Below are 26,015 nucleotides of genomic sequence, written 5' to 3'. Positions count from 1 at the left end.
TGTGTGAAGTTGCGCCCACATTGCGACCCCAACTTCACACGCTGGGTTCGGCGGCTGAGTGTGTGAAGTTGCGCCCACATAGCGACCCCAACTTCACACGCTGGTTTGGTGCTCGGCCACCGAGCTCCGCCCGGCGGTCGTGGCAGAGGCCGGTGTTGCAGGTCGTCGCGGGGACAGCCACGGGAGGAGTGGCCGTCGCCGGGAGTGCCTGGCGCGTACCCCACCGAAGTTTTGATCTTGGGGAAAGGCCTCACGTCGGGCGGATCGCCGCCGACATGCATCACTGGCCGGAGAACCCGGTCCGAGACCGGCATGAGATGAGTGGTGAGGATGAGCGGGAAAGCCAGCGCCGTAATGCCTTCCAGCGCCGAGCAGGCGGCGGACCTCCCGGAAGCCGGCACCCCGGTCTTCCTGGCCCTCGGTGAGGGCGCCAACTTCCGCTCGCGGCTGGAGTCCGTCGACGGCCGGACCTTCAGCGTCTCCGCGCCGTTGGAGACGGCCGGCCCGGCGGCGCTCCGGCCCGGGCACGAGTTCCAGATCTTCTGGGTGCCGCCGCGCACCCGCATCGTGCTGCCGGTCCGGCTGGTCGAGATCACCGACACCACGCCGTTCCGGTGGCGGCTGGAGCCGGTCGGCCCGCCGAAGGTGAGCAACCGGCGCGAGTTCGTGCGCGGCGGTGGCGGCGCCGCGGTGCGCCTGACCGCCGCCGAGGAGGAGCGCGCCAGCGAGGCGGACGGCACGCTCGTCGACATCAGCGAGGGCGGGCTGCGCTGCCGGATCAGCCAGGCGCTGCCGGTCCGCGTCGGCGACGAGATGCGGGCCGTGGTGTGGCTGGGCACCGGTGAGGTGGAGCTGACCGGCCGGGTGCACACCGTGCACGACGACCCCGAGGGCGCCGGCCAGCAGCTGATCCTGATCTTCAGGGTCGAGGAAGTGGTGGCCCGGATGATCCGGCAGTACATCATCAACTGGGAGCTGGCCGAGCGTCGCCGCGCCCGGGAGCGCGGTGAGTAGGCCGGTCAGCGATAGGCCGGCAACCCGGTCAGGGTCTGGCCGATCACCAGCGTGTGGATCTCGGACGTGCCCTCGTAGGTGAGGACCGACTCGAGGTTGTTGGCGTGGCGCAGCGGCGAGTACTCCAGCGTGATGCCGCTGCCGCCCAGGACGGTGCGGCACTCCCGGGCGATGGCCAGGGCGGTCCGCACGTTGTTCAGCTTGCCGACGCTGATCTGGTGCGGCCGGACCGCGCCGGCGTCCTTGAGTCGGCCCAGGTGCAGGGCGAGGAGCATGGCGGTGTTCAGATCCACCGCCATGTTCGCCAGCTTCTCCTGGGTCATCTGGAACGCGGCGATCGGCTTGCCGAACTGGATGCGGGTCCCGGCGTAGTCGAGGGCGGCGCGCAGGCTGTCGCGGGCCGCCCCGGTGGCGCCGAAGACGATGCCGAACCGGGCCTCGCCCAGGCAGCTCAGCGGGGCGCCCAGACCGCGGGCCTCGGGAAACCGGGCGGAGTCCGGCAGGCGCACCTCGTCGAGGATGAGCTCGCCGGTGATCGAGGCGCGCAGTGACAGTTTCTGCTTGATGGTGCGGGTGGTGAAGCCCGGCGTGCCCTTGGGCACCAGGAAGCCGCGGATGCCGTCCTCGGTCTGCGCCCACACGGTGGCGACGTCCGCGATGCTGCCGTTGGTGATCCACATCTTGGTGCCGGTGAGGACCCAGTCGTCGCCGTCCCGAACCGCCCGGGTGCGCATGTTGGCCGGGTCGCTGCCGAAGTCCGGCTCGGTCAGCCCGAAACAGCCGATCGCCTCGCCGGCCGCCATCCGCGGCAGCCACTCCTGCTTCTGCTCCTCGGAGCCGAAGCGCCAGATCGAGAACATCGCCAGTGAGCCCTGGACCGAGACGAAACTGCGCAGGCCGGAGTCGCCGGCCTCCAGCTCCAGGCAGGCCAGGCCGTACGCCACCGCGCTCGTCCCGGCGCAGCCGTAGCCCTCCAGGTGCATGCCGAGCAGGCCGAGTTTGCCCAGCTCGGGCGCCAGCTCGCGGGGGAACGTGCCCTCCTCGAACCAGCCGGCCACGTGCGGGCGCACCCGGTCGGCCACGAACCGGCCCACCGTCTCCTGGATCTGCCGCTCCTCGTCGCTGAGCAGGCCGGCGATGTCGAGCAGGTCGAGCGGGTCGTTGTCAGCCATACCCCGGATTCTGCCCGCCCGCGGGCCGCTCAGCGAGATCAACCTTTCCCGGCCCGGCAAATCCTCGAGTCGGCCGTCCGGCTGCCGATGGTGGCTACGGCAGATCCCTGCCGCCTCCAGACGAACCAGCCGGGAGTGAGATGCGCAGCCAACCGGGCGAACCGCGCAGTGACGAGGGCTTCACCCTCATCGAGGTGATGGTGGCGCTGGCCGTACTGAGCATTGCCATGGCGGGCATCGGCTCCTTCTTCATCAACGGCTCGCAGGCGGTCACGCAGCAGCGCGACCACCGGCAGGCGTCCCAGGTCGCCGGCAGCGCGATCGAGCAGGTGCGCGCCCTGCAGGGCAGCGCGCTGACGCAGGGCCGGGGCAAGGACGCGGTCGCCGCGCAGGTGCAGTACGCGCGGACGCAGAGCCCGTTCAAGGACCGGCTGGCGCCGTATCTGGACAGCATGAACACCGAGGCGTACGACAGCCGTCCCAGCGTCGCCGGGACCGACGGGGCGAACGCGCCCGTCTCCACCGAGCCGCAGCAGATCGCCCACAGCGGGGTGGCCTTTCAGCAGAGGGTCTATGTGGGCGAGTGCGACGTCTACTACCTGTGGACCGACAGCTGCGTGAACCCGGTGACGGCCACCAAGAAGCCGAAGGACGCGACCGAGATCCTCCAGTACTTCCGCGTCGTCGTGCTGGTGTCCTGGCAGCACAAGAGTTGCGCCGCGGGCCAGTGCGGCTACATCGCCTCCACCCTGATCTCCCGGGTCTCGGGTGACCCGCAGTTCGACTTCAAGCGGGCCGCGCCGTCGATCCGGGACCCCGAGGAGCAGGTGTACTACCTCGGCCGCAGCGACGTCAGCTATCAGTTCAAGGCGACCGGTGGCGTGCTCCCGAACACCTGGACGGCCACCGGCCTGCCGGCCGGTCTCGCGATGGCCCAGGACGGCACGGTCTCCGGCACGCCGACGAAGCTCGGCGTGCAGAGCAGCACCGTGCGGGTCACCGAGAGCCTCGCCAACCCCGGCGACATCGCCCGCTTCGACACCCGGACCGTCGACTTCACGGTGATCAACCCGCCGACGATCAAGGTGACTCCGGCCGCGCCGACGAGCCTCCCTGAGGCGGCGGTGAACTTGGCGCTGGCGTTCAGCGACGGCGTCGGGCCGTACACCGTCACGGTCAAGTCGGGCCTGCCCGAGACGCTGAAGCTCACCCCGACCAGCCCCACGGCCGGCACCATCACCGGCACGGTCGGGACTGCCGGCTACACGGCCGTCCTGGAGATCGAGGATTCCAACCGGGTCAAGACGCAGGTCAGCTACACCCACACCGTGGTCGCGCCGCTGACCATCGGCGACGTGCCGAACGTGGCGTTCGAGCTCGGCTCGCCGGTCAACGTCACCGCGGTCGCGGCGGGCGGGGACGGGAAGTACACGTACAGCGCCACCGGCCTGCCGGCCGGCGTGACGATCAACCCGGCCACGGGTGTCATGGGCGGTCTGCCGCTGGTGCCGGGCCGGTACCTGCCCACGGTCAGCGTCAAGGACGGCCTCGGCACCGCGGTGAGCGACTCCTTCGAGCTACTCCTCACCACCAAGACGGCGCTGAACTTCACCTCGCCGGCCACCGGCCAGGAAGTCACGTCGACCGCCGGGCAGCCGGTGAATCTCCCGGTCGCCACGAACGCCGACGCGGTGGGCGCCAAGGGCACCAAGATCGTCGCGGTCGGGCTCCCGCCGGGCACGAAGTTCAACAACGGTCAGGACGCCATCATCGGCACGCCGACCGTGCCCGGCACCTATCTGGTCACCATGACCGCGACCAGTGTGCTGCCGGTGTCGACCGCGCTGTTCACCTTCATCTGGACGGTGTCCTGACCGATGTATGAGCCGAGACCGAACGGAAGGGAGACCCGAGTGCGACAGTTCGAGCGCCGCCGGCCCGACGCCGACGACCAGGGCTTCTCCCTGATCGAGGTGATGCTCGCGGCCGGGATCATGTCGGTGGTCCTGGCGGTGGTGCTGACCGCCACCATCCAGATCTACGCCGGCACCAACCGGATCGACCAGACGTCGGCCGCCCGCGACCAGCTGGACATCAGTTTCCGCAGGCTGGACCGGGAGCTGCGGTACGCGATCTGGACCAGCAAGCCCGGGCAGAAGGACGGCAAGTGGTACCTGGAGTACGCGTTGCCGCCGGTCAAGGACAAGGTTACGAACGAGACCGTCTACTCCTGCCGGCAACTCGTATTCAGCGGTGGCGAGCTGACGCTGGCCGCGTGGAACCTGCCCGATCCGAAGCCGGTCGACCCGCCGACCACCCTCGCCGTCGGGGTGACGGTCCCCGGCGGGGGGTCGCCCTACATCATCAACGCCCCGAACGCGGCACCGTCCGCCCCGGTCGGCGTGAGCGCCGATTACAAGCCCGGGTTCCAGCAGGTGCGGATCAAGTTCGACCTCCAGGCCGGCAGGGTGACGCTGCCCTTCGACAGCGTTTTCACCTCGTTGAACATCAACTTGAAAGCCGCCGAGAAGGACAACGACTGCAAGAACGGAAGGCCGTGATGAAGGCGCTTCGAGCTCCTATCGACGACCGCGGCTCACTGCCGATGGCCATGATGGTGATCACCATCGGGATGGTCATGTCCGCGATGCTCCTGCCGCTGCTCGTCCGGCAGGTGACCACCACGCGGAACTTCGTGGACCGTAACACCGCGCTCAACGGCGCCCAGGTCGGCATGGACGTGGTGATGGCACGGGTCCGCGCCGCCGGGGTGGTGGTCGACGGGGCGAAGCAGGGCCTGCTCGAGGAGCTGCCCAAGTGCACTGTCAGCGGCGACGTCGGCGTGCCCGGCACCGGGGAGAAGCTGCGGTACGAGGTCAAGATCGAGTACAAGGATCAGAACGGCGATCCCCTCACCTGCCCGCTCACCAAGGTTCCCACCACGGCCGATCTGACGTCGACCGGCTCCGGAGTCTCGGACAGCACCGCGCCGCGCACGCTCACCGGCAAATACACGTTCCAGACGGCCAACAACAACATCGACGGCGGCACCATCAAGATCGCCTCGTCCACGGTCGGCAACCTGTGCATGGACGCCGAATTGAAGACGCCGGTGGCCGGCACGCCGCTCGTGATGAAGCTCTGCAACGGCAGCAGCACGCAACAGTTCGCCTACACCAAGGAGCTGTACCTCAAGCTGATCAACTCCGAGGCGCCGGCCAACAAGAATGTCGGCATGTGCCTGCACGCCGGCACCACCCACACCAACAACGGCGCCGTGGTCTTCCAGCAGTGCCCGGAAGAGACGATATCGCCGCTGTACCAGTGGAGCCTCGACGGCAGCAGCCGCTTCCACTCCACCGACTCGAAGCAGAACACCGAGAACTTCTGCGTCACCCTGAAGACCGCGAACACGGTCGGCACCCCGGTGCTGATCGGCTCCTGCACCGTCAACAACTCGCTGAACATCTGGCGGTCCGACTACGGTGTCGGCGCCGGCATGGCCGGTGACGCGACCCACCAGCTGGTCAACTTCGCCCAGTTCAGCCGGTGCCTGGACGTGACGAACCAGGACGTGAACCAGAAGTACATGATCGCCTGGTTCTGCAAGCAGAGCCCGAAGGGCGCCGTCGACTGGAACCAGATCTGGGAGCACCCGACGCCGGACAAGGGCACCACGTCCAAGACGGGCGCCATCGTCGTCACGAAGAGCAACGTCAAGTACTGCCTGAAGGCGCCGGACAACAACGCCACCGGTTATGTGACGGCGGTGGCGTGTCCCGCCAACTACACCAACCCCGACGCGTTGCCGGCCAGCTTCAAGTGGACCGTCTTCCACAACACCGGCATCTATGCCACCAGCTACCGGATCGAGATCGGTCCCGACAAATCCCCGCTGTGCCTGCAGCCGACCGACCTGAACGCCGCCAAGAAGGACACCCACAGCGACGGCACCAGCAAGATCCTGGTATCCACCTGCAACAGCTCCGAGTTGCAGAAGTGGAACGCCCCGCCGAACGTCGACGAGTTCTTCCCGATCACCAACGTCAACGAGAAGTGATCCGCTGACACCATGGGCGGCAGCCAGGACTTCCGGCTGCCGCCCAATCTTTTCTTGTACGAGCCAGGCGTCCCTCCACGGCCAGGGGCCGGCGTGGCCACACCGCGACCTGCTTGCCGGGTCCGGGCCGCAGCGCGGCCGCCGGGCTGAAGCGCCCGGTCACCCGCGGCGGTCTCGTCATCAAGCGGGATCGAAGTCGCCGTGCACGTCCAGCGCCGCGTCCCCGGCCGTGGCCGCCGTCGCCCGGTAGGTGTCGCCGCCCGCGTCCCGCCCACCGGCCGGATGCCTGTACCGGGCGGTGAACGAGTACGTCCCCGGCTCCAGGACGTCCGCCGCCGACATCACGAACCGGTAGACCAGCGTGTCCGGCTCCTCGGTGACGGTGGTGGTCACGCTGGCGCCCGGGGTCTGCTTGGTGCCGCCGCGCGAGGACAGCCCGTCCGTGCGCGCGACCCGGATGACCACTTCCAGCCGGGTGAGTCGCTCGGAGGTGCGCAGGGTGACCACGTTCGCGCCCTGCGAGTCGCCGCTGTCGACCGAGCCGGCCGACCGGAGAGGCCCCCGCACTGCCGGATCGTTCCTGTCGGGGGTGGGGGTCGTCGTCGTGGGCCCGCTCGTCTCTGTCGGCGTCTCCACCGCTGTCTTCGACGGCGTCCTCGTCGGCGTCTCCGCCGGCCGGGACGTCGGCCCGGTGGCCGGCTTCGAGGCCGGTGCGGCGCTCGACGGGGACGCGGTCGGCGCCGTGGTGGTGACCGCCGGGGTGGGGGCCGCGTCGTCCTGGTCGGCGTCACCGGCGAGCGCCCAGTTGACGACACCGCCGCCGGCCAGCAGGGCGGTCACGGCAGCCGCCGCCGCGGCGATCCGGACCCGGGGGCCGCCGCGGGACGTGGGCCGCCGGGGCGCGGCGCCGTCGGGGCTCATCGCGGCCGTGGTGATCCGGGTGAGCATCGCCTCCCGGTCCGGCTGGTGGGCCGCCGCCTCGGCCCGCAACGCGGCACGCAGCTCGTCGTCCCTCATCGCGCCGCCAGATCCGTCGTCCCGCATCGCGCCGCCCCGGTCCGCGGCGCCGGATTCGTCGTCCCTCATCGCGCCGCCTCCCATCCGTCGATCCGGCCCATCCGAGTGTCGCCGAGCAGGTCGGCCAGTTGCTTCGCGCCGCGCGAGGTCGCGCTCTTCACGGCGCCCACCGAGATCCCCAGGATCCCGGCGACCTCCTTCTCCGGCATGTCGAAGGCATACCGCAGCACGACGCAGGCACGGCGGCGATGCGGCAGCTTACGCAGGGCGTGGCGGACGTCCAGCACCGCGGGCACGTCAGTGTCCCGGTTCCGGCGCAGCGGCTCCAGCGTGAGCAGGCGTTCCCGGCCACGGCGCCGGACCCAGTTGCGGGCCAGGTTCATCACGATGCCGTGGCCGTACGCGCCCGGGTCGTCGGCGGCGGTCACCCGGTCCCAGTGCCGCCACACCTCGGTCAGCGCGTCGGCGGCCAGGTCGTCGGCGACCTCGTGCTCGCCGGTCATCAGGTAGGCCAGGCGGGACAGCGAGGCGTGATGCCGCTCGAAGTACGCACGGAACGCTTCGTCGCGCATCGACACCCCCGGCCTTCGGTCAGACCGCACGACGTTAGAGATCGTGACCGGCCCGCGGCAAGGGTCGTTCGACAGGGTGAGACGTGGATATCATTCGCGTTACCGGCGAATCGCCTACCCCGCCGATCGGCGATATTGACGAGCGTCGCGGTTGGTGATCACATGGTTCATGGCACGGAAATCGTTGGTCGTCCATGTCCTGACGGCACTCCTTCTCGTGATCGCCCCGGCCGTTCCGGCCCGGGCCGCGCTGCCGACCGCTGCGGTGGCACTGGGTGACAGCTTCATCAGCGGTGAAGGCGCCGGGACGTACCAGGCGGTCACCGACATCGACGGCGCCGCACAGGACTTCCCCGGCTGGTCCGCCGCGAACGCCAACGCCTACTTCTGCCACCGGTCGGCGAACGCCTCGATCTTCCGGGCCGCCCTGCCCGGCATCGCGACCCGGATCAACCTGGCCTGCTCCGGCGGCCGGCCGTACGACCTCGCCTCGGCGTCGAACACCCGGACCGGTGGGCGGCAGGTGGCCGCCCAGATCGACCAGCTGCGCGTGGTCGCGCAGACCCACGACATCGACGTCGTGCTGCTCGGGATCGGCTCCAACAACAGCTCCTTCACCTTCGGCGACGTGGCGATCAAGTGCGCGAACCGGTTCATCGCGGACGCCTGGACCGGGTGGTGGGAGTTCTGGGCGTACATCAACGGCCCGGTGCCGCAGCAGCCGTGCGCCGCGGACGACCTGGCCACGGCGGCACAGCTGCAGGCGGCCACGGCGGAGACCACCACGGCGGTGCGTTCACTGCTCACCGTGCTGGACGAGATCGACGCCGACGGCCAGCACCGGGTGGTGCTGCAGGACTACACCAACCCGCTCGCCCCCGACGTGCTGCCGAGCCTCGTCGAGGAGGACGGCCGCCAGGACGACCGGGACAAGTTCCGTGACCTCGGCGCGGAACGGTACCGGGCCGGCTGCCCGATCCACCGGGCCAGCCTGCCGGCCGGGCACACCTTCTCGGCGGCGCTCGGCACCCTGGTCGGCTCGGTCCACCGGTCGCTGCGCGACGAGTTCCCGCAGCTGGTGCACCTCAACGTGCAGCGGGCCTTCGACGGCGCCCGGCTCTGCGAGGCGAGCACCGACCCGGCGACCACGCTGGCCACCCCGATCCGGGTGCAGGACGGCACCAGCGGTATCTTCGTCGGCGACCTCGGTGGCTACGACAAGCTGGCCATCCAGCGGTTCGCGAACACGTGCGTCACGTACTACCAGACCTGCCAGGAGTCCTGGCACCCGAACGCGGCCGGGCACGGTGTGCTCGCCGAGTGCCTCACCGGCGCGGCGGTGGCCGCCGCCCGCCAGCTGACCTGCCGGCGCCACCCCGACGGATCCGTCACCGTGAGCTGACCTCCGCCGCACCGCACCGCCCCTGCCCGAACCGGCCTGCCCGACCGCGCTCTGCCCGACCTCGTGCCGTCCAGGCCCACTCCGTCCGGCCTCGTGTCGTCCCGCCCGCGCCGACCCGCCGGCTTGCGCCGGTCAGCGCCGGCCCGGCCGGTCACTGCCGGCTCGGGTCGGCACTGCCGGCTCGGGTCGGCCGGCTGGCGCTCACGCATGATCCCGGGCCGCTTTACGTGCGTGAGTGCCAGCCGGCCGGCCGGCGCCGTGGGGAACACGGTGACGTGTGGCGAGGCGAGGCGGGGTGAGGCGCGGCCAGCGCGGATGACGTGCGGAGAGTGAGCTGCGGTGGAGGCGGGAGACGTGCGGGGCTGTCGATGTGGCGGGAGCGGAAAAGGGCGACCGCCGAGCTCAGCCCGGCGGTCGCTGCACAGTCCGGAGTCGCAGTGAGGTCGCGGTGACTCTCGAGAGCCTTTCGATTACGCGTACAAAATGATTATTCTTCGCGAGGGACCGGCACCGGCGAGACGCGCCAGATGCGCGCCGCGTAGTCGGCTACCGTGCGATCGGCGGAGAAGAAGCCGCTGTGTGCGGTGTTCATGATCGACATGCGGGTCCATCGCTGCTGGTCGCGCCAGACGCGCTCGACCTCGTCCTGGGCTTCGATGTAGCCGCGATAATCGGCGAGCGTGAGGTATTCGTCCCAGCCGAGGAGGCCGCCCGCCACCTCGTACCCGACGCCGCCGAAAGCGCCCGCCTGGACGGCGTCGAGGGCGGCGCGCAGCTCCGCGTCGTGTTCGTAGTAGTCGCGCGGGCGGTAACCGCGCATGCGCATCTCGGCGGCCTGGAAGGCGTCCAGGCCGAAGAGGAAGAAGTTCTCGGCGCCGACCCGGGCGCGGATCTCGATGTTGGCGCCGTCCAGGGTGCCGATGGTGATCGCGCCGTTGAGGGCGAGTTTCATGTTGCCGGTGCCGGAGGCCTCCTTGCCGGCCAGCGAGATCTGTTCGCTGAGGTCGGCGGCGGGGATGATGCGCTCGGCGAGGGTGACGTTGTAGTTCTCGGCGAAGACCACCTTGAGCAGCGGCGAGACGACCGGGTCGGCGGCGATGGTGGCGCCGACCGCGTTGATCAGCCGGATGATGTCCTTGGCGGCGTGGTACGCCGGTGCGGCCTTGCCGGCGAAGAGCACGGTGCGCGGCACCCAGTCGGCGCCCGGGTCCTGCCGGATCCGGTGGTAGAGCGTGATGATGTGCAGCAGTTTGAGCTGCTGCCGCTTGTACTCGTGGAAGCGCTTGATCATCACGTCGGTGAGCGAGTCCGGGTGGCCGGCTGCCAGGTCGACCTTGTTGGCCCGCTTGATCTCGCGCCAGCGCTGCACGAACGACGGGTCGTCGGCGAACGCCTCGAGCTCGGCCAGGCGTTCCAGGTCGTTGAGCCAGCCGTCGCCGTTCAGGGCCTCGCTGATCAGGTCGGAGAGGCGGGGGTTGGCGAGCTTGATGAAGCGGCGCGGCGAGACGCCGTTGGTGACGTTCTGGAACTTGGCCGGCCACAGGTCGGCGAAGTCGTTCAGGACGGTCTCGCGCAGCAGTTTGGAGTGCAGCTCGGCGACGCCGTTGACGGCCTCGGTGCCGACCACCGCGAGGTGCGCCATCCGGACCCGCCGCTCCGGCTCCTCGCCGATGATCGACATCCGGCGCAGCCGGTCGTGGTCGCCCGGGAAGCGGGACTCGATCTCGCGCAGGAAGTGCATGTTGATCAGGTAGATGATCTCCAGGTGGCGGGGGAGCAGCCGCTCGAACTGGTGCACCGGCCAGGTCTCCAGGGCCTCCGGCAGCAGGGTGTGGCAGGTGTACGCGAAGACCCGCCGGGTGATCGACCAGGCCTGGTCCCAGGTCAGCTCGTACTCGTCGAGGAGCAGCCGCATCAGCTCGGGGATGGCGATCGTGGGGTGGGTGTCGTTGAGCTGGATGACGGTCTTGTCGGCGAAGTCGTTCCAGTCGGCGTTGCGCAGCCGGAACCGCCGGATGATGTCCCGCAGCGAGCAGGAGACGAGGAAGTACTGCTGCTTGAGGCGCAGCTCCCGGCCCAGCTCGGTGCTGTCGTCGGGATAGAGCACCTTGCTGATGTTCTCGGCGCGGACCGCTTCCTGCACGGCCTCCGCGTACTGCCCGGCGGAGAAGCGGCTCAGGTCGAAGGACGCCTCGCTGCCCCGGGCCCGCCACAGCCGGACGATGTTGACCGTCTCGGTGCCGTAGCCGGGCACCAGCATGTGGCTGGGCTCGCCGAGCACCACCTCGCCGGGCACCCAGCGGCGGCGGGTCGGCGAGCCGGGGATCGGCTCGGTGTGGCCGTAGAAGCCGACGGTCTGCCGGTCGTCGGGCGCTGGGAATTCCCACGGGTTGCCCTGGAACGCCCAGTCGTCGGGGCCCTCGGCCTGCGCGCCGTCGGCCAGCGACTGCTTGAAGATGCCGAAGTCGTAGCGGATGCCGTAGCCGACCGCCGGGATGTCCCGGGTGGCCATCGCGTCGACCAGGCAGGCGGCGAGCCGGCCCAGGCCGCCGTTGCCGAGCCCGGGTTCGACGTCCAGGCCCTCGATCTCCTCCAGGGTGCAGCCGAGCGCCTTGACCGCCTGTTTCGCGAGGTCGCCGGTGCCGGAGTAGAGGAGGTTCTGTTCGAGCTGGGCGCCGAACAGGTATTCCGCGGAGAGGTAGTAGACCCACCGTGGATTGCTGGCGTAGTGCGCGGCCGCGGTGCGGGCCCGGCGTTCGGCGAGGTGGTCGCGGACGGTGAGGGACAACGTCTCGTACGCGTCGCGGGGGCTCGCCGACTCGACGGTGGTGCCCCGCCGGTAGAAGAGGTTGCTCAGCAGGTCCTGCTGAAAGTCCTCGGGGGTCCTGCCCAGCCGTCGCAGCCCGATCCCTTGGCGAAGATCCATGCGCCCCATTGTGCCGCCTTCACGTTACTGATGACCGCAGTTCGCTGCGGGAATGGATATCGAGCTTGCGGTAGGCGTTCGCCAGATGGGTCTCCACCGTGCGCCGGCTCAGCGTCAGACGTTCGGAGATCTGCCGATTCGTCAGGCCGTTCCCGGCCAGCAGCACCACCTCGCGTTCCGCGTCGGTGAGCGCGTCCATGCCGTGCCGGGCGGTCCGCCGGGGCCGGGCGCCGGCCGCGTGCAGCTCCGTCAGAGCGCGCCCGGCGAGCCGGTTCGCGCCGCCGGCGGCGGCGATCTCCAAGGCGGCGCGCAGCGGTTCCCGGGCCTCCGTCCGCCGGTTGGCCCGGCGCAGGGCCGCGCCCAGATCGTGCAGCGCGTACGCGTGAGCCAGCCGGGCCGGGCCGCCCGACGACACCTGGACCGCCTCCCGGAGCAGCTCGATTCGTTGCGGTCCCGCCCCGAGCAGAGCGGCCGCCCGCAGGGCCGTCGCCAGAGCGCCCGGTGCGCCGGTGCGCCGGGCTGCCGCCAGGTGTGCACCGGCCACCGCCGCGGCCTCCGCGGACCGGCCCAGCGCCAGGTGTGCCCGGACCGCGTCGGCCCGCCACCCGGCCACCCCCGGATGCCGCACCCGCAGGGCCTCCCATCGGCGCCCGGCGTCGAGCAGGTCGGCCAGCGCCTCGGCCGGGCGGCCCAGCGCCAGCCGCAGCCGTGCCCGGCTCTGCAGGAACAGTGGTGACGTCAGCGCGTGCTCGGGTGGCTCGGCGAGATCGGCCAGGGCCTCGGCGTCGGCCACCCGGTCTGCTTCGACGAGCGCGTCCACCAGCGGGTACAGCGCCCAGAGCAGAGCGGCCGGCGGCGTGGTGCCGGTGCGCAGCTTGAAGTCGAGCGCGGCCCGCGCGTCGTCGGCGGCGGCGTCCACGTTCGCCGCCGGCAGTTCGGCCAGGGCACGGAGGAACTGCCCGTGCGCCACCGTGCTGGGCCACCCTCGGGCCCGGGCGTGGGTGATCACGGTGTCCGCGAGGGCCCGGGTCCGGTCCGGCTCCTCGGCGAAGACGAGCATGATGCCGGCGACCGAGGGGAGCAGCGAGTCGGTCTCCCGCTCCAGCGCGCCGGAGTCCAGGAGCGGGACGACCAGCCGGAGGCACTCGGCCGCCGGGCGCCCGGCCAGGGTCGCCTCGGCCATCGCGTTCACCCGCCACAGCCCGGGCGCCACCCCGGCGGCCCGGGACCGGGCGAGCAGTGTCGCCGCGGCCGGCCGGGTGCGGCTGTCGGTCCAGGCGTTCGCGGTGAACTCGGCCTCGACCCGGGCCAGCCCGGCGGGCGACACCCCGGCGGGGTCGTCAAGGACGAGCCGGTACAGGTCGGCGGCGGCCGTCTGCTCACCGGCCAGCGCGAGCGCCCGCCCGCACCGCAGCGCCGACTCGGCCCGGACCTGCGGCTCGCGGATCGAGGCCACCACCTCCCGGGCCAGCCCGGCCGGCCCGGCCTCGCGCCCGGCCGACAGGGCCAGCGCCAGATCGAGCCGGACCGCGGTGTCGACTGCCGGATCGCCGGGCGGTTCGGCGAGGGCCCGGCGCAGGAAGGTCGCGGCGATGCCGGGCGCGCCGCGGGCGGTGGCGTGCGCGGCCGCCGCGCGGAGCCGGTCCACCACGAACGGCTCGGCGGCGGGTTCGGTGCGCATCAGGTGGAGGGCGGCCCGCTCCGGATCGGCCGACGGCAGCCGGGCCGCGCGGGCGTGCCACAGTTCGCGGGCGCCCGGGCCCATGCCTTCGTGCAGCGCGGTCGCCACGACCGGGTGGGCCAGCGTCGGCGCGGCGGCCGGAGTGAGCAGACCGGCGAGGCGCATGGCGTCGGAGAGCGTCGCCGCCCGCGCGCCGTCGAGGCCGGCCAGCGTCGCCGCCTCCCGCAGTGTCGCGCCGGGCCCGAGCACCGCGAGCGCCCGGGCCAGTGCGGTGGCGCCGTCCGGCAACCGGCTCAGGAGGTGCTCCACCCAGCGGGTCACCCGGTACGGCCCGAGCCGGTCGACCGCGGCCGCGTCCTGAGGCTGCGCCGCCAGCTCGGAGAGCAGGGCGGTCAGCAGGAAGGGGTTGCCGCCGGAGGCCCGATGGCAGGCGCCGGCGAGGGTGGCGGTCGCGTCCGGGATAGCCGCGTGGACCAGCACGGAGGCCGCTGCCTCGGACAGCGGGTTCAGCCGCAGCGGCTCGCCGGTCGCGAGTAGCTCGGCGAGCGCGTCGTCGGCCGCGGCGTCCGGTCGCGCGGCGACGACGAGCGCGAGCGGCAGCCCGCCGATCGCCCGGGCCAGCCCGGCCAGCCAGCGCAGCGACGGCGGATCGGCCCAGTGCACGTCGTCCACGCAGAGCAGCGCCGGTCGCTCGGCGGCGTACCGCGCGGTGAGCCAGAACAGCCCGTGCGCCGCGGCGTGCATCGCCTCGGCCCCGGGCCCGGGATCCGGCGGCCCGGGGTCGAGCACCCGCCCGGCGAGCGCGGCCGGGCCCTGGCAGATCCGGTTCCAGGCCGGGTCGTCCGGCGCGGTGGCGAAGGTCTGCCGGGCGATGCCGAACGGGAACTCCCGTTCCAGCGGGCTGCCCCGGGCCTGGAGCACGGCCATGCCGCGGTCCCGCCCGGCGGCGGCCGCGGCCTCCAGCAGCGTCGTCTTCCCGATGCCGGCCGGTCCCTCGACCACCACGAGCCGGCCGGCGCCGGCGCCGGCCGCCGCCATGCCCGCCACCAGCGTGGAAAGCTCGTGATCCATGCCCACCTCCGGACCGTTCCGGCGAAACCTCAGTACGGCCTCCACGATGTCCGGGGCCCGGGCCGGCGGCCAGTCTGGCGACACAACACGACAGCCGGGAGGGCCACGATGTACGTGATGGGACGAACCAGCGCGGAATACCTGCGTCTGCGGGACCAGGCGAGGGTCTGGGAACAACCGGCCGCGGCGATGCTCGACCGGGCCGGCCTCAAGCCCGGCGCCCGCTGCCTGGACGTGGGGTGCGGGCCGGGCGAGACGATGCGGCTGATGGCCGAGCGGGTCGGGCCGGACGGCGCGGTCGTCGGCCTCGACCTCGACGCCGGGCTCGGCGCCGCCGCGGTGGACATGCTGCACGCGGCGGGCCACGAGCAGTGCACGTTCGTGGCGGGTGACGCCCTGGCGTTCCCGGCGGCCGAGCGGTTCGACCTCGTCTTCGCCCGGCTGCTGCTGCTCCACCTGGCGGATCCGGTGACCATGCTGCGGCGGATGTGGGAGTGGACGGCGCCCGGCGGTCACCTGGTGGTCCAGGACTACGACCTGCGTACCGTCGGCATCCACCCGGAGCTGCCGGTGGTCGACGAGTGGCGGCGGGTCTTCCTCGGCACGTTAGCGGCGGCCGGCCGGGACATCCGGATCGGGCACCGGCTGCCGGCGTTGTTCGCCGAGGCGGGCATCGGCGAACCCGACGGGTGCGAGGTGACCGGCCGGATGGAGCCGATGGCCCGGGCCGGCGGGATGCTCGCCGCCACCTACCGCAGCGTGGCGCCGGCCGCGGTGTCACTCGGCGTGGTCACCGAACGGCAGCGGGACCAGTGGCCGGCCGAGATGGACCGGGCCATGGCCGAGCACGGCGACCACACCGCGATGTGGCCGCTGCTGATCAGCGTGCACAAACGCCGCGCCTAAAATCCGCTCATGCTCGACTCCCTGCTGCCGTCGACCGTGGTCACCGCCGAGGCGTTCGGCGACGTCGAGGGGGAGGAGTGTTTCCCCGGCGAGGAGGACCTGATCGCGCGGGCCGCACCGGGCCGGCGGCGGGAGTTCGTCACCGCGCGGCGGTGCGCCCGGGAGGCGCTGGCCGGGCTCGGGCACCCGCCCGTGCCGATCCGGCCCGGACCCAGCCGGGAACCCCTCTGGCCGGCCGGGCTGACCGGGAGCATCACCCACTGCGCCGGTTACCGGGGTGCGGCGGTGGCGCGTACCGCCGAGGTGGCGAGTGTGGGCATCGACGCCGAGCCGCACGCGCCGCTGCCGCCCCGGGTGATCCGCTCGGTGACCGCCGAGGGCGACGTCGAGCACCTGGCCGAGCTGTCCCGGGCCGAACCTGGTGTGCACTGGGACCGGCTGCTGTTCAGCGCCAAGGAGGCCGTCTACAAGGCTTGGTTCCCGCTGACCGGGCGCTGGCTGGGCTTCGACGACGCCAGCCTCGACATCGACCGGGTGGACCGGGCCTTCACCGGCCGGATCGGCATCGACGGCGCCCGGACCGACGGTGGTCCGCCGCTCGTCACTCTGCGCGGCCGCTTCCTGATCGAGCGCGATCTGGTGGTCACGGCGGTCTGGGTGGGCCGGTGACGGCGATGCGGCATCACCCCGGCCCGCCGGCGTACGACCTGAGTCGGCTCGTGTCCCGGTCGGTCAAGCGGTGCCGCGGACGGCCCAGGCCGCGGCGGTCAGCGGGATGGAACCGTCGGAGCGGACGGGCAGACGGGCGCGGAGCAGGTCGCGGAGCGCTTCCCGATCCACCGCCGCAAGGGTGGCGAGATAACCGGGCGCCGGGCCCTGCCCGCCCAGGAACGGTTGCCAGTAGTCGTCGAAGTCGGCGAACCGGGTCGCGATCTCGATCCGGCGGGTCGAGACGTCACGCAGGCCGGCCGCGGTCCAGCGGTCCGCGAGCACGTCGTCGCGGCAGAAGCCGAAGCGGAGGCTCTCGGCGAGGGCGGTGGCGGCCGGGTCGAGTTCGCCGGCGGCCGCCCAGAAGTGGGCCATCATCTCCATGCCGCCCGCGTAGTCCCACACGTAGGCGCCGACCGTCGCGCCCGGCGCCGCGACCCGGGCGAGTTCGCGCACCGCGTCGCCGGGCGGCTCGACAAAGTTCAGGACGAGTCCGCTGACCACCGCGTCGAAGGACCGATCGGCGAAGGGAAGGGCGGTGGCGTCGCCCGCACAGAGGGGAGTCGCGTCCGCGGCGCTCGCGGTCAGGAAGCCGGTGGAGCGGTCGACGCCGGTAACACGGCGGGGGCCGCCCGTGGCGAGGATCTGCCCGGTCAGGGCACCGGTTCCGCAGCCGACGTCGAGCCAGCGGCGGCCGGGTGGCACGTCGAGCCAGGACACGAAGGTCTGCGCGACCTTGCGGCTCCACCGGCCGACATAGACCTCGTAGGCCGTACCGGACTCCCAGACCACCATGGGTGAACTCTAAGTGTGTGAAGTTCGGCCCGCATACGAGCCCGAAGTTCACACACTGTGGCGTGCCGGGGCGGTGTCAGACCTGGCGGTCTCGGCCGGCGGCCATGCCGGCGATGATCTGCGGGACCATCAGGACGGTCATGACTGCCAGCGGCGCCCGCCAGCCGCCGGTGGCGTCGTGCAGCATGCCGATCAGGATCGGCCCCGGGATGGCGATCAGATAGCCGACGCCCTGCGCGAACGCGGAGAGCCGGACCACCACCGCCGGGCTGCTGCCACGCAGCGCGATCATGGTGAGGACCAGCGGGAAGGCTGTGTTGACCACGCCCAGGAGGAAGGCCCACAGCCAGGGCGCGGCGGCCGGCGAGGCCCACAGCCCGGCCCACCCGGCGATGCCGAACAGGCCGAGCGCCAGGGCGATGCCGCTCTGGCTGCGGGTCCGGCCGGCGAGCGCGGAGAGCCCGAACGTGAGCGGGACGCCGAGGAACGACGTGACCGCGAAGAGCAGGCCGGCCATCTCCGCCGCGACGCCGGCGTCGCGGTAGATCTGCGGTAGCCACCCGATGATCACGTATGCCGAGGTGGACTGCATGCCGAAGTACACCGCGAGGGCCCAGGCGACCGGGTGCCGGCTGACGCGTACCAGATCCGGGGTGGCAGCCGGACCACCCGCGGCGCCGCGGTCACGCGCCAGCAGCAACCACGGCGGCAGCGCGACCAGCGCGGCCAGCGCCCAGCAGGCCAGGCCGAGCCGCCAGTCGCCGCCGAAGCCGCCGGTCAAGGGCACGGTCGCGGCAGCGGCCGTGGTCGCGCCGACGTTCAGGGCGATCGTGTAGAGACCGGTGACGGCGCCGACCCGGTCCGGGAACTTGTCCTTCACGATCGACGGCAGCAGCACGTTGACCAGCGCGATCCCGGCCAGCGCGACCGCGCTCAGCAGCAGGAACAGCGCCGGGCCGCCGGCCAGGGGCCGGACTGCGAGGCCGACGGCGAGCAGCGCGAGGCCACCGGCGATCACCCGCGACGGGCCGAAACGGCGGGCCAGGCGGGGCGCGGCCAGGCCGATCGAGGCGAAACACAGCACGGGCACGGACGTGAGCAGGCCGGCCACCGCACCGCTCATGCCGAGCCCGGCCCGGATCTCGGTCAGCACCGGGCCGACGCTGGTCACCGCGAGCCGCAGGTTCACCGCGGCCAGGACCAGCGCCACCAGCGTGAAGAGGTGCCCCTGGCGGCGGCTGACCGCCTGCTTCTCCCGGATCGCCACGGGCCCATCATGGCCCTCTTCCGACCTGGTCACACGCCCGCGTGTGTACGGTCACAGCGGGGGACCACCACTTACACCGGGGCGGCGGTCTCCTGCTCGCGCTCGACCTGGGCGTTCCACTCGCTCTTGCTGGACTGCCAGCCGTCCTCGTTCATCCCGCGCCGCCAGTAACCGGAGATCGACAGCTGGTCCATCGCGCAGCCGCGGTCGCGCCGCAGGTAACCGCGCAGGTCGCGGACGAACGCCGCCTCACCGTGCACGAACGCCTGCACCCGGCCGGTCCGGAACTCCGTCCCGCGGACCGTGTCGACCAGCAGCTCGCCGACCGGCCGTGCGCCGCGGTGCAGCCAGGTGATCTCGGCGTCCGCCGGGCACTCCAGTTTCTGCTCCTCGTCGGGCCCGGAGACCTCGATGAACGCCCGCACCGGCGCGCCCGCGGGCATCCGCTCCAGCGTGGCGCTGATCGCGGGCAGGCAGCTCTCGTCGCCGGCGAGCAGGTGCCAGCCGGCGTCGGCACTCGGCGTGTAGGCCCCGCCGGGGCCCATGAAGCGGAAGGCGTCGCCGGGCCGCGCCCGGGCCGCCCACGGGCCGGCGATGCCCTGGTCGCCGTGCACCACGAAGTCGACCCACATCTCGGCGGACTCCGGCAGCCACTTGCGCACCGTGTAGGTGCGCACCATCGGCCAGGTGTCGCGCGGCATCGTCTCGCGGATCGCGCTCAGGTTGAACGGCTCCGGATAGTCCACGCCCGCCTGCGGGAACAGCACCTTGATGTAGTGGTCGGTGAATTGCCCGGCCTCGATGCCGGCGATGGCATCACCGCCGATCACCACACGCACCATGTGCGGGGTCAGCTGCTCGACTCGGGTCACCACGCCCTCGTGGGCCGGTCGCGCCGGGCGGTTCGCCATGACTGCACCTCACTGCCGGGGGACGATCTCGGCAGGTAAGGCTACCCTTATTGATGGCTTTCTGCCTGTCCACCTCATCCGTCCCGCGGAATCTCCCACCTGATGAGCGGCGTGGGCAGATGAACGGACGGGCCGGGCCCCGAAGGGTCCGGCCCGTCCTCGGTGCTGGTGGCGGGGTCAGCGCCAGCTGCGGGGGCGGCTCCGCATGAACGCCGCCACGATCAGGATCACCAGCAGGAAGACCGCTCCACCGCCGACCCAGGCGATGTTGTTGCTGATCAGCGCGAACGGTCCGCTCTGCTCGGCGGGCGGCTCGGCCAGCTGCTTGTCGTCGTTGCCGGCGCCGGAGTCGTATTGGTAGTCGTCCGGAGCGCCGTTGTCGCCGCCGGCCAGGGCCGGTCCGTCGGTCGGGTCGGCCGCGGGCTCGTCGAACTCCGGCTCGGTGGCCTTCTCGGTCTTCTTCGGCTCGGCCTGCTCGCGAGCCGGCTCGGCGTCCTCGTTCTGCCGGGCCGAGTCGTTCTCCTGAGCGGAGTCGTTCTGCTGGGCCGACTCGTTCTGTTGCGCCGAGTCGTTCTGGCCGCTGTCGTTGTTGCTGCCGCCGTTGTTGTTGCCCTCGGACTGCTCGTCGTCGGACGAACGGGTCGTCGCGTTGGTCCGCGGCGGTGCGGTCGTCGCCTTGGTGGTCGCCTTGGTGGTCGGCTGGGACGTGGCCGGGGGGCGGGTCGCGGGGTTGGTCGCGGCGGGCTTGGTCGGCTTGACGCCACCGCTGTTGGTGTCGTTCCCGCCGCCGTTCTGGCCGCCGCCGTTCTGGCCGCCATCGCCGTTGTCGCCGCCACCGTTCTGGCCGCCACCGTTGTTCCCGCCGCCGCCGTTCTGGCCGCCGTCGTCGCCGCCACCGTTCTGGCCGCCGTCGTCACCGCCGCCGTTCTGGCCACCGGCGCGGACGGTGATGCGGACGGAGTCGACGGCCGGCGTCTGGTTGGCGCGCTCCATCATCGGGGTGCGGTGCGAACCGTCACCGGCCCACGACGAGCACTGGGCGGTGCCCTCCTCGGGCATGCCGGGCACCTGGATGCTCACCGTGTCCGGCTCGGCGCCGCCACGGCTGTCCTCGGTGGCGACGAAGAAGGCGGGGACGGGCGCCGGGTCGGGCGCCTCGTCGGTGCTGGTCAGCATCCGGCACGCGGTGTGGAAGTGACCGCGGACCAGGCCGTTCTGCAGAACGCTGCTCTCCACGTAGTACCCACCCTGGCCGGCCGCGAGGAAGCGGTCCCGGATCAGGTTGCGGGTGCTGATCTGGAGGGTGAACGGGGTGGCGACGGTGACGTCGCGCGGCGCCTGGGTGATCAGCAGCGTCGGGTTGTTCGCCGCGGAGCCGACCTCGCCGAACTCGGTGGAGACGCAGCGGTCGCCCTTCTGGAAACCGTCGTGCGCCTCGAGCCGGCTGTCGATGCAGGTGTCGGTGAGGATCGTCAGGTTGTTGCCGACGACCTTGCCCGCGCCGCTCTCCGTCGCCGCCTTGGTGCTGTTGTCGGCGGCGTTGGCGAACTGGGTGAACCCGATGACGGCACCCACGGCGGTGAGGACGGCGCCGGCGGCCAAGAGCCGGGTTCGGCGGTGACCCGAGCTTCGCATCACGTGACCTTCTTTTCCCCGAATTGCAGGACCTCGGTTGCCGGTCGGCGCACCGATCGCCCAGACGTTAAGGGGCGGGCTCACAGAAATCAATTCCAGGGCGAAACAAGAAGGATTCTTATACGCAACTTAAGAAAAAAATATGGACCGATTCTTGAACCCCCGGCATCCTCCGAACGGATGATGTCCGGGGTTCAAGCGATCGGGCACAAAATTCTCTGACCAGGGAGGTCAGCCTAACGCCTACCGCGGCGGTAGGGCTCAGGCCGGCCAGAGGCCGCGCGCGGCATAAACGTCTCGCAGCACTTCTATACGGTCCGTCATGATGCCGTCCACCCCCGTGTCCAAAAGACTATTCATTTCATCCGGATCGTCTATCGTCCAGATGTGCACGGCCAGTCCGAGGCGGTGCAGATAACGCAGGAACCGCGGGGTGAGCACGGTCAGCCGGCCCTGCCGCACCGGGATCTGGGCGGCGACCACCGACTCCGGCAGTCGCAGGCGGATGCCGGCCTGCGACGCCAGCCACAGCCGGGTGACCGCGCGGATCCCCAGCGAGGTCGCCACCCGGGGACCGGCCAGCTCGCGGACCCGGGACAGCCGGGCGTCGCTGAACGAGGCGAGCAGCACCCGGTCCTCGGCGCCGGCCCGGCGCACCGCCTCCACGGCGGGTGCGACCACCCGGTCGTCCTTCACGTCGACGTTGAACCGCACGTCCGGCCAGGCGTCGAGGATCTCTTCGAGACGGGGCACCGCGGCCGCTCCGCCGACCCGCACCGTGGCGAGCTCCGCCCAGGTCAGCGACGCCACCCGGCCGGCGCGGCCGGCCACCCGGTCCAGGGCCGGATCGTGGATCACCACGGGCACACCGTCCGACGTGGCGTGCACGTCGGTCTCCACGTATTGGTAACCGAGTTTGACGGCCCGTTCGAAGGCCGCCGTGGTGTTCTCGTCACCGGCCGCTGCCCCGCCGCGATGGGCGAAGGCCAGTGGCTGTGGCGCGTCGAGGTACGGATGATCCACGCCAGCAGTATGCCGGGGTTTGTTGCGCATCAGTAAAAGACGGATCGGCCCATTGACCACCGCCGCACTGGTGAAGATCCTGTTCCCACAGCGTGCCGCGGAAGGATCGGGCGAGGTTACGGAGATGACTGTTCAGGCGATCGGGGTGCTGCACGGTTCGGTGCGGCGGAGCACAGTGAACCGGCGGCTCGTGACCCGCAGGTTCGGCACACGCCGGAGTGCCCTGTTGCGGCTCGTCCCGCGCTGCTCGAGTCGCTGCCGGTAGGCGGCATGCAGGCACCCAGGGTCGTCGTCATCGGTGCCGGTGTCGTCGGGTGTGCCCTGGCCGACGAGCTGACCGCTCGGGGGTGGACCGGCCTGACCGTGCTCGACCAGGGTCCGCTGCCGGTGACCGGCGGCTCCACGTCGCACGCGCCCGGTCTGCTCTTCCAGATCGACCCGTCGCGCACCATGACCCGGCTCGCGCGGTACACGGCGGAGAGGTACACCGAGCTCGGCTGCTTCGCGCCGGTGGGCAGCCTGGAGGTGGCGACCACCCCGGAGCGGCTCGCCGAGCTGCACCGGCGGTTCGGGTTCGGCCAGTCGTGGGGTGTGGCGTCGTCGGTCGTGGACCCGGCGGTCTGCGCCGCCCTGTTCCCGCTGCTGGACAGCTCCCTGGTCCTGGGCGGGCTGCACGTGCCGGGAGACGGTCTGGCGTCGCCGGTCCGGGCTGCCGAGGCCCAGGCGCGGCGGGCGATCGCGCGGGGTGCGCGGTTCCTCGGCAACAGCCGCGTGACGCGGATCCTGCGTGACGGCGACCGGGTGACCGGAGTCGCCACCGCCGAGGACACCTTCCCGGCTGACGTGGTCGTGAGCTGCGCGGGTTTATGGGGGCCGGCGGTCGGCGAGCTGGCCGGCGTGCCGATCCCGCTGCTGCCGATGGCCCACCAGTACGTCCGCAGCACCCCGGCCGGCGCCGGCGACGACCTGCCGATCCTGCGTCACCCCGACCGGGACCTCTATGTGCGGGCGCACGGCGACCGGCTGGGCATCGGCTCCTATCTGCACGACCCGATGCCGGTCGACCTCGACGACCTGCCCGGCGACGCGCACCCGTCGATGCTGCCGTTCACCCCGGACACCTTCCGGCAGTCCTGGTCCGCGGCGATCGAGCTGATTCCGGCTCTGCGCGGCACCACGCTCGACGAGGCCTTCAACGGCGTCCTGTCCTTCACCGCGGACGGCTTCCCGCTGCTCGGCGAGGCCCGTGACCTGAGCGGCTTCTGGGTGGCCGAGGCGGTCCGGGTCACCCATGCGGCCGGCGCCGCGAAGGCCCTGGCCGGGTGGATGGTCGACGGCCGGCCCGGGATCGACCTGCGCGAGTGCCACCTGAGCCGGTTCGACCAGGCCCAGCTGGCCCCGGCGTACGTGCGCAAGCGGGCGATCCGCGCGTTCGCCGAGGTCTACGACATCGTCCACCCGCACGATCCGCCGGCGGTGCGCAACCTGCGGCTCAGCCCGTTCCACCCCCGTCAGGCCGAGCTGGGCGCGGCGTTCGGCGAGGTGGCGGGCTGGGAACGACCCCTCTGGTACGCGACGAACCCGCCACCCGAGGAGCTCCGGCCGCGCGACGAGTGGTCCGCCCGGCACTGGTCCCCGATTGCGGAGACCGAGGCCCGGCTCACCCGGCGGCGTGTCGCCCTCTTCGACACGACCCCGTCGGCCCGGCTCGAAGTGATCGGCCCGGTCTCCTTCCTCAACACGCTGACCAGCGGCGACGTCGACACACCGGTGGGCGTGGTGACGCATACGCTGCTGCTCGACACGGCCGGCGGCGTGTGCGGCGACATCACGGTGGCCCGGCTGGCGGCGGATCGTTTCCTGATCGGCGGCATCGGGCCGCCGGCGCTGGACCGGTTGCTGCGCCGGGCGCCGGCCGGGGTGACGGTCCGCGATCTCACCGGTGGCACCTGCGCGCTCGGGGTCTGGGGGCCGCGCGCCGCCGACCTGGTCGGCCCGCTCACCGACCTCGACCTCGTGGCGGACGGGCCGATGCGGGTGGTGCGCGGTTATCTGGGCATGGTGCCGGTGACCGTGCTGCGGATCCCGGGCGTGGGCGAGGCCGGCTGGGAGATCCAGACCGCTGCCGAGTACGGGCTGCGGCTCTGGGACACGCTCTGGGCGGCGGGCCCGGAGACTGGGCTGATCGCGGCCGGGCGGATCGCGTACGACAGCCTGCGGCTGGAGCGTGGCCTGCGGGCCTGGGGCGTCGACGTGACCTCGGAGGACGATCCGTTCCAGGCCGGGCTGAGCGCGGCGGTGGACCCGGCGGCCCGGCCGGCTGCGCCGCCGGACCGGCAGCTGGCCTGCCTGGTGCTCGCGGCGGGCGGGGACGTCCCGGTGGGTCGTGAGCCGGTGTACGCCGGCGGCTTCGCGGTCGGCCATGTCACCTCCACGGGGTACGCGCTGAGCGTCGCCGCCGTGGCCGCGTACGCCTGGCTCCCGTCGGCCCTCTGCGTCGCCGGCACCCAGGTGGAGATCGGCTACTTCGACCGGCGGCTGCTCGCCACGGTGACGGCCGAGCCGCTGACGGATCAGGGACCGGAGCGTCTCCGGCGGTGAGGAGCAGCGTGCCGTTCGATGTGGTCGTGGTCGGGCTCGGGGGCATGGGCAGCGCCGCCGTGCATCACCTCGCCGCGCGGGGGCAGCGGGTGCTGGGGCTGGAGCGGTTCGGTCCGGGTCACGACCGGGGCGCGAGTCACGGCGGCTCCCGGATCACCCGGCAGTCCTATTTCGAGGGCCCGGAGTACGTTCCGCTGCTGCTGCGGTCGTACGAGCTGTTCGACCGGCTGGCGGTGGATTCCGGCCGGGACGTGATCACGTTGACCGGTGGTGTGATGGTGGGGCGGCCGGAGAGCCGGACCGTCTCCGGCGCCCTGGCCAGCGCCCGGCACTGGGGGCTGGAGCACGAGCTGCTCGACGCCACCGAGCTGCGCAGGCGTTTCCCCACCATGGCGCCGGAACCGGACGAGGTGGCGCTCTACGAGGCCAGGGCCGGGTTCGTCCGGCCCGAGCGGACCGTGCTGGCGCAGCTCGACCTGGCCGCCCGGCACGGCGCCGACCTGCGCTTCCACGAGCCGATGGAGTCCTGGGAGCCGGCCGGTGGCGGGGTGCGGGTGCGGACCGCGTCCGGCGTGCACACCGCCGGGCACCTGGTGATCACCCCGGGTCCGTGGGCGCCGCGGCTGCTGGCCGATCTGGGCGTGCCGATCCGCGTGGAGCGGCAGGTCCAGCACTGGTTCCAGCCGCGCGGCGGGGTGGCGCCGTTCCGGCCCGGGCGGCATCCGGTCTACATCTGGGAACCTGCCGGCGGCGCCCAGATGTACGGCTTCCCGGCCATCGACGGCCCGGACGGCGGCGTGAAGATCGCGTTCTTCCGGCGCGGCACGGAGACCACCCCGGAGGGCCTGGACACCACCGTGCATCCGGACGAGATCGCCGAGATGGCCCGGGGCGCCGCCCGGATCCTGCCCGGCCTGCCGGGCCGGTGGCTGCGCGGCGAACCGTGTCTGTACAGCACGTCGCCCGACGAACACTTCGTCGTCGGCCGCCACCCGGCGGCCGAGGCGGTCACCGTGGCCTGTGGATTCTCCGGTCACGGCTTCAAATTCGTCCCGGTGATCGGTGAGATCCTCGCCGATCTGGCGCTCACCGGGACCACCGCGCACCAGATCGGCCTGTTCCGTCCCCGCCGGTTCGCGCGGTGACCCGCGGTCACAACCATCGGGGGTAATTAACGAAGACTCCCGCACGCGGCTCCATGGTCTGCCCTACCTTTGGCCAGGTCTTAGTCGGGCAAAACCACTGAAATGGAGC

The 26,015-nt window shown here is 71.9% G+C and carries 19 protein-coding genes; 9 read left to right on the top strand and 10 right to left on the bottom strand.

Going from position 1 to position 26,015, the window contains the following annotated elements:
- Positions 1-330: 330 nt before the first annotated feature.
- Complete coding sequence (locus tag AC0NH5_RS00650) at positions 331-1,014, top strand: PilZ domain-containing protein (protein WP_474398601.1); 684 nt, start codon at positions 331-333, stop codon at positions 1,012-1,014.
- A gap of 5 nt (positions 1,015-1,019) precedes the next feature.
- On the opposite strand, the gene AC0NH5_RS00645 is transcribed toward AC0NH5_RS00650, so the two are convergent.
- Positions 1,020-2,186, bottom strand: coding sequence for an acyl-CoA dehydrogenase family protein (locus AC0NH5_RS00645; RefSeq protein ID WP_474398598.1), 1,167 nt, complete (start codon positions 2,184-2,186; stop codon positions 1,020-1,022).
- A 140-nt stretch (positions 2,187-2,326) separates the two neighbouring features.
- Here AC0NH5_RS00645 and AC0NH5_RS00640 point away from each other — a divergent pair, with 140 nt between their 5' ends.
- Genes AC0NH5_RS00640 through AC0NH5_RS00630 form a run of 3 tightly spaced genes read left to right on the top strand, consistent with a single transcriptional unit; the run spans position 2,327 to position 6,246 of the window.
- A complete protein-coding gene (locus tag AC0NH5_RS00640; protein WP_474398595.1) occupies positions 2,327-4,060 on the top strand; it encodes a putative Ig domain-containing protein in 1,734 nt (577 codons plus the stop codon).
- 39 nt (positions 4,061-4,099) lie between these two features.
- Positions 4,100-4,747 carry a prepilin-type N-terminal cleavage/methylation domain-containing protein gene (locus tag AC0NH5_RS00635; RefSeq protein WP_474398594.1) on the top strand — a complete coding sequence of 216 codons (648 nt, stop codon included), beginning with the start codon at positions 4,100-4,102 and terminating at the stop codon, positions 4,745-4,747.
- Positions 4,747-6,246, top strand: a complete 1,500-nt coding sequence (locus AC0NH5_RS00630; RefSeq protein WP_474398593.1) for a ricin-type beta-trefoil lectin domain protein — start codon at positions 4,747-4,749, stop codon at positions 6,244-6,246. Before AC0NH5_RS00635 ends, AC0NH5_RS00630 begins: the two co-directional genes overlap by 1 nt.
- A 180-nt stretch (positions 6,247-6,426) precedes the next feature.
- Here AC0NH5_RS00630 and AC0NH5_RS00625 read toward each other — a convergent pair whose 3' ends face one another.
- Positions 6,427-7,332 (bottom strand): hypothetical protein, encoded by a 906-nt coding sequence (locus AC0NH5_RS00625; RefSeq protein ID WP_474398592.1) that lies wholly within the window; start codon positions 7,330-7,332, stop codon positions 6,427-6,429.
- Entirely contained in the window at positions 7,329-7,835 is a 507-nt protein-coding gene (locus AC0NH5_RS00620) for a SigE family RNA polymerase sigma factor (protein WP_474398590.1), read from the bottom strand. The genes AC0NH5_RS00625 and AC0NH5_RS00620 overlap by 4 nt, the downstream gene beginning before the upstream one ends.
- A 169-nt stretch (positions 7,836-8,004) precedes the next feature.
- Between AC0NH5_RS00620 and AC0NH5_RS00615 the strand changes: the two genes are divergently transcribed.
- Positions 8,005-9,237: an SGNH/GDSL hydrolase family protein gene (locus AC0NH5_RS00615; protein WP_474398588.1), complete on the top strand. Its 1,233-nt coding sequence runs from the start codon at positions 8,005-8,007 to the stop codon at positions 9,235-9,237.
- 487 nt (positions 9,238-9,724) lie between these two features.
- On the opposite strand, the gene AC0NH5_RS00610 is transcribed toward AC0NH5_RS00615, so the two are convergent.
- Together AC0NH5_RS00610 and AC0NH5_RS00605 are read right to left on the bottom strand one after the other, a co-directional pair.
- Complete coding sequence (locus AC0NH5_RS00610) at positions 9,725-12,163, bottom strand: glycogen/starch/alpha-glucan phosphorylase (protein ID WP_474398586.1); 2,439 nt, start codon at positions 12,161-12,163, stop codon at positions 9,725-9,727.
- Between the two features lie 19 nt (positions 12,164-12,182).
- Positions 12,183-14,915: an ATP-binding protein gene (locus AC0NH5_RS00605; RefSeq protein WP_474398584.1), complete on the bottom strand. Its 2,733-nt coding sequence runs from the start codon at positions 14,913-14,915 to the stop codon at positions 12,183-12,185.
- A gap of 117 nt (positions 14,916-15,032) precedes the next feature.
- On the opposite strand from AC0NH5_RS00605, the gene AC0NH5_RS00600 reads away from it, so the two are divergent.
- Both AC0NH5_RS00600 and AC0NH5_RS00595 read left to right on the top strand, forming a co-directional pair.
- Positions 15,033-15,821 (top strand): methyltransferase domain-containing protein, encoded by a 789-nt coding sequence (locus AC0NH5_RS00600; RefSeq protein ID WP_474398582.1) that lies wholly within the window; start codon positions 15,033-15,035, stop codon positions 15,819-15,821.
- Positions 15,822-15,830: 9 nt separating this feature from the next.
- A complete protein-coding gene (locus AC0NH5_RS00595; protein ID WP_474398579.1) occupies positions 15,831-16,490 on the top strand; it encodes a 4'-phosphopantetheinyl transferase family protein in 660 nt (219 codons plus the stop codon).
- Between the two features lie 63 nt (positions 16,491-16,553).
- On the opposite strand, the gene AC0NH5_RS00590 is transcribed toward AC0NH5_RS00595, so the two are convergent.
- From AC0NH5_RS00590 to AC0NH5_RS00570, 5 genes are all read right to left on the bottom strand, one after another.
- The gene (locus AC0NH5_RS00590) at positions 16,554-17,324 is read right to left on the bottom strand and encodes a class I SAM-dependent methyltransferase (protein ID WP_474398577.1); all 771 of its coding nucleotides are present in this window, start codon (positions 17,322-17,324) and stop codon (positions 16,554-16,556) included.
- Positions 17,325-17,400: 76 nt separating this feature from the next.
- Entirely contained in the window at positions 17,401-18,591 is a 1,191-nt protein-coding gene (locus AC0NH5_RS00585) for a CynX/NimT family MFS transporter (protein WP_474398576.1), read from the bottom strand.
- Positions 18,592-18,662: 71 nt separating this feature from the next.
- On the bottom strand, positions 18,663-19,502 hold the full coding sequence (locus AC0NH5_RS00580; RefSeq protein ID WP_474398574.1) for a siderophore-interacting protein: 840 nt from the start codon (positions 19,500-19,502) through the stop codon (positions 18,663-18,665).
- A 177-nt stretch (positions 19,503-19,679) separates the two neighbouring features.
- Positions 19,680-21,137 carry a hypothetical protein gene (locus AC0NH5_RS00575; protein ID WP_474398573.1) on the bottom strand — a complete coding sequence of 486 codons (1,458 nt, stop codon included), beginning with the start codon at positions 21,135-21,137 and terminating at the stop codon, positions 19,680-19,682.
- A gap of 261 nt (positions 21,138-21,398) precedes the next feature.
- On the bottom strand, positions 21,399-22,190 hold the full coding sequence (locus AC0NH5_RS00570; protein ID WP_474398571.1) for a glycerophosphodiester phosphodiesterase family protein: 792 nt from the start codon (positions 22,188-22,190) through the stop codon (positions 21,399-21,401).
- Between the two features lie 240 nt (positions 22,191-22,430).
- On the opposite strand from AC0NH5_RS00570, the gene AC0NH5_RS00565 reads away from it, so the two are divergent.
- Positions 22,431-24,761, top strand: a complete 2,331-nt coding sequence (locus tag AC0NH5_RS00565; protein ID WP_474398569.1) for a GcvT family protein — start codon at positions 22,431-22,433, stop codon at positions 24,759-24,761.
- Positions 24,762-24,769: 8 nt separating this feature from the next.
- Entirely contained in the window at positions 24,770-25,906 is a 1,137-nt protein-coding gene (gene solA, locus AC0NH5_RS00560) for an N-methyl-L-tryptophan oxidase (RefSeq protein ID WP_474398568.1), read from the top strand.
- Positions 25,907-26,015: the final 109 nt, after the last annotated feature.

It is taken from the genome of Actinoplanes sp. 13 (assembly GCF_056134165.1).
Note: the sequence above shows the minus strand (reverse complement) of the source record. Positions and strands in the feature narration are given on the sequence as shown.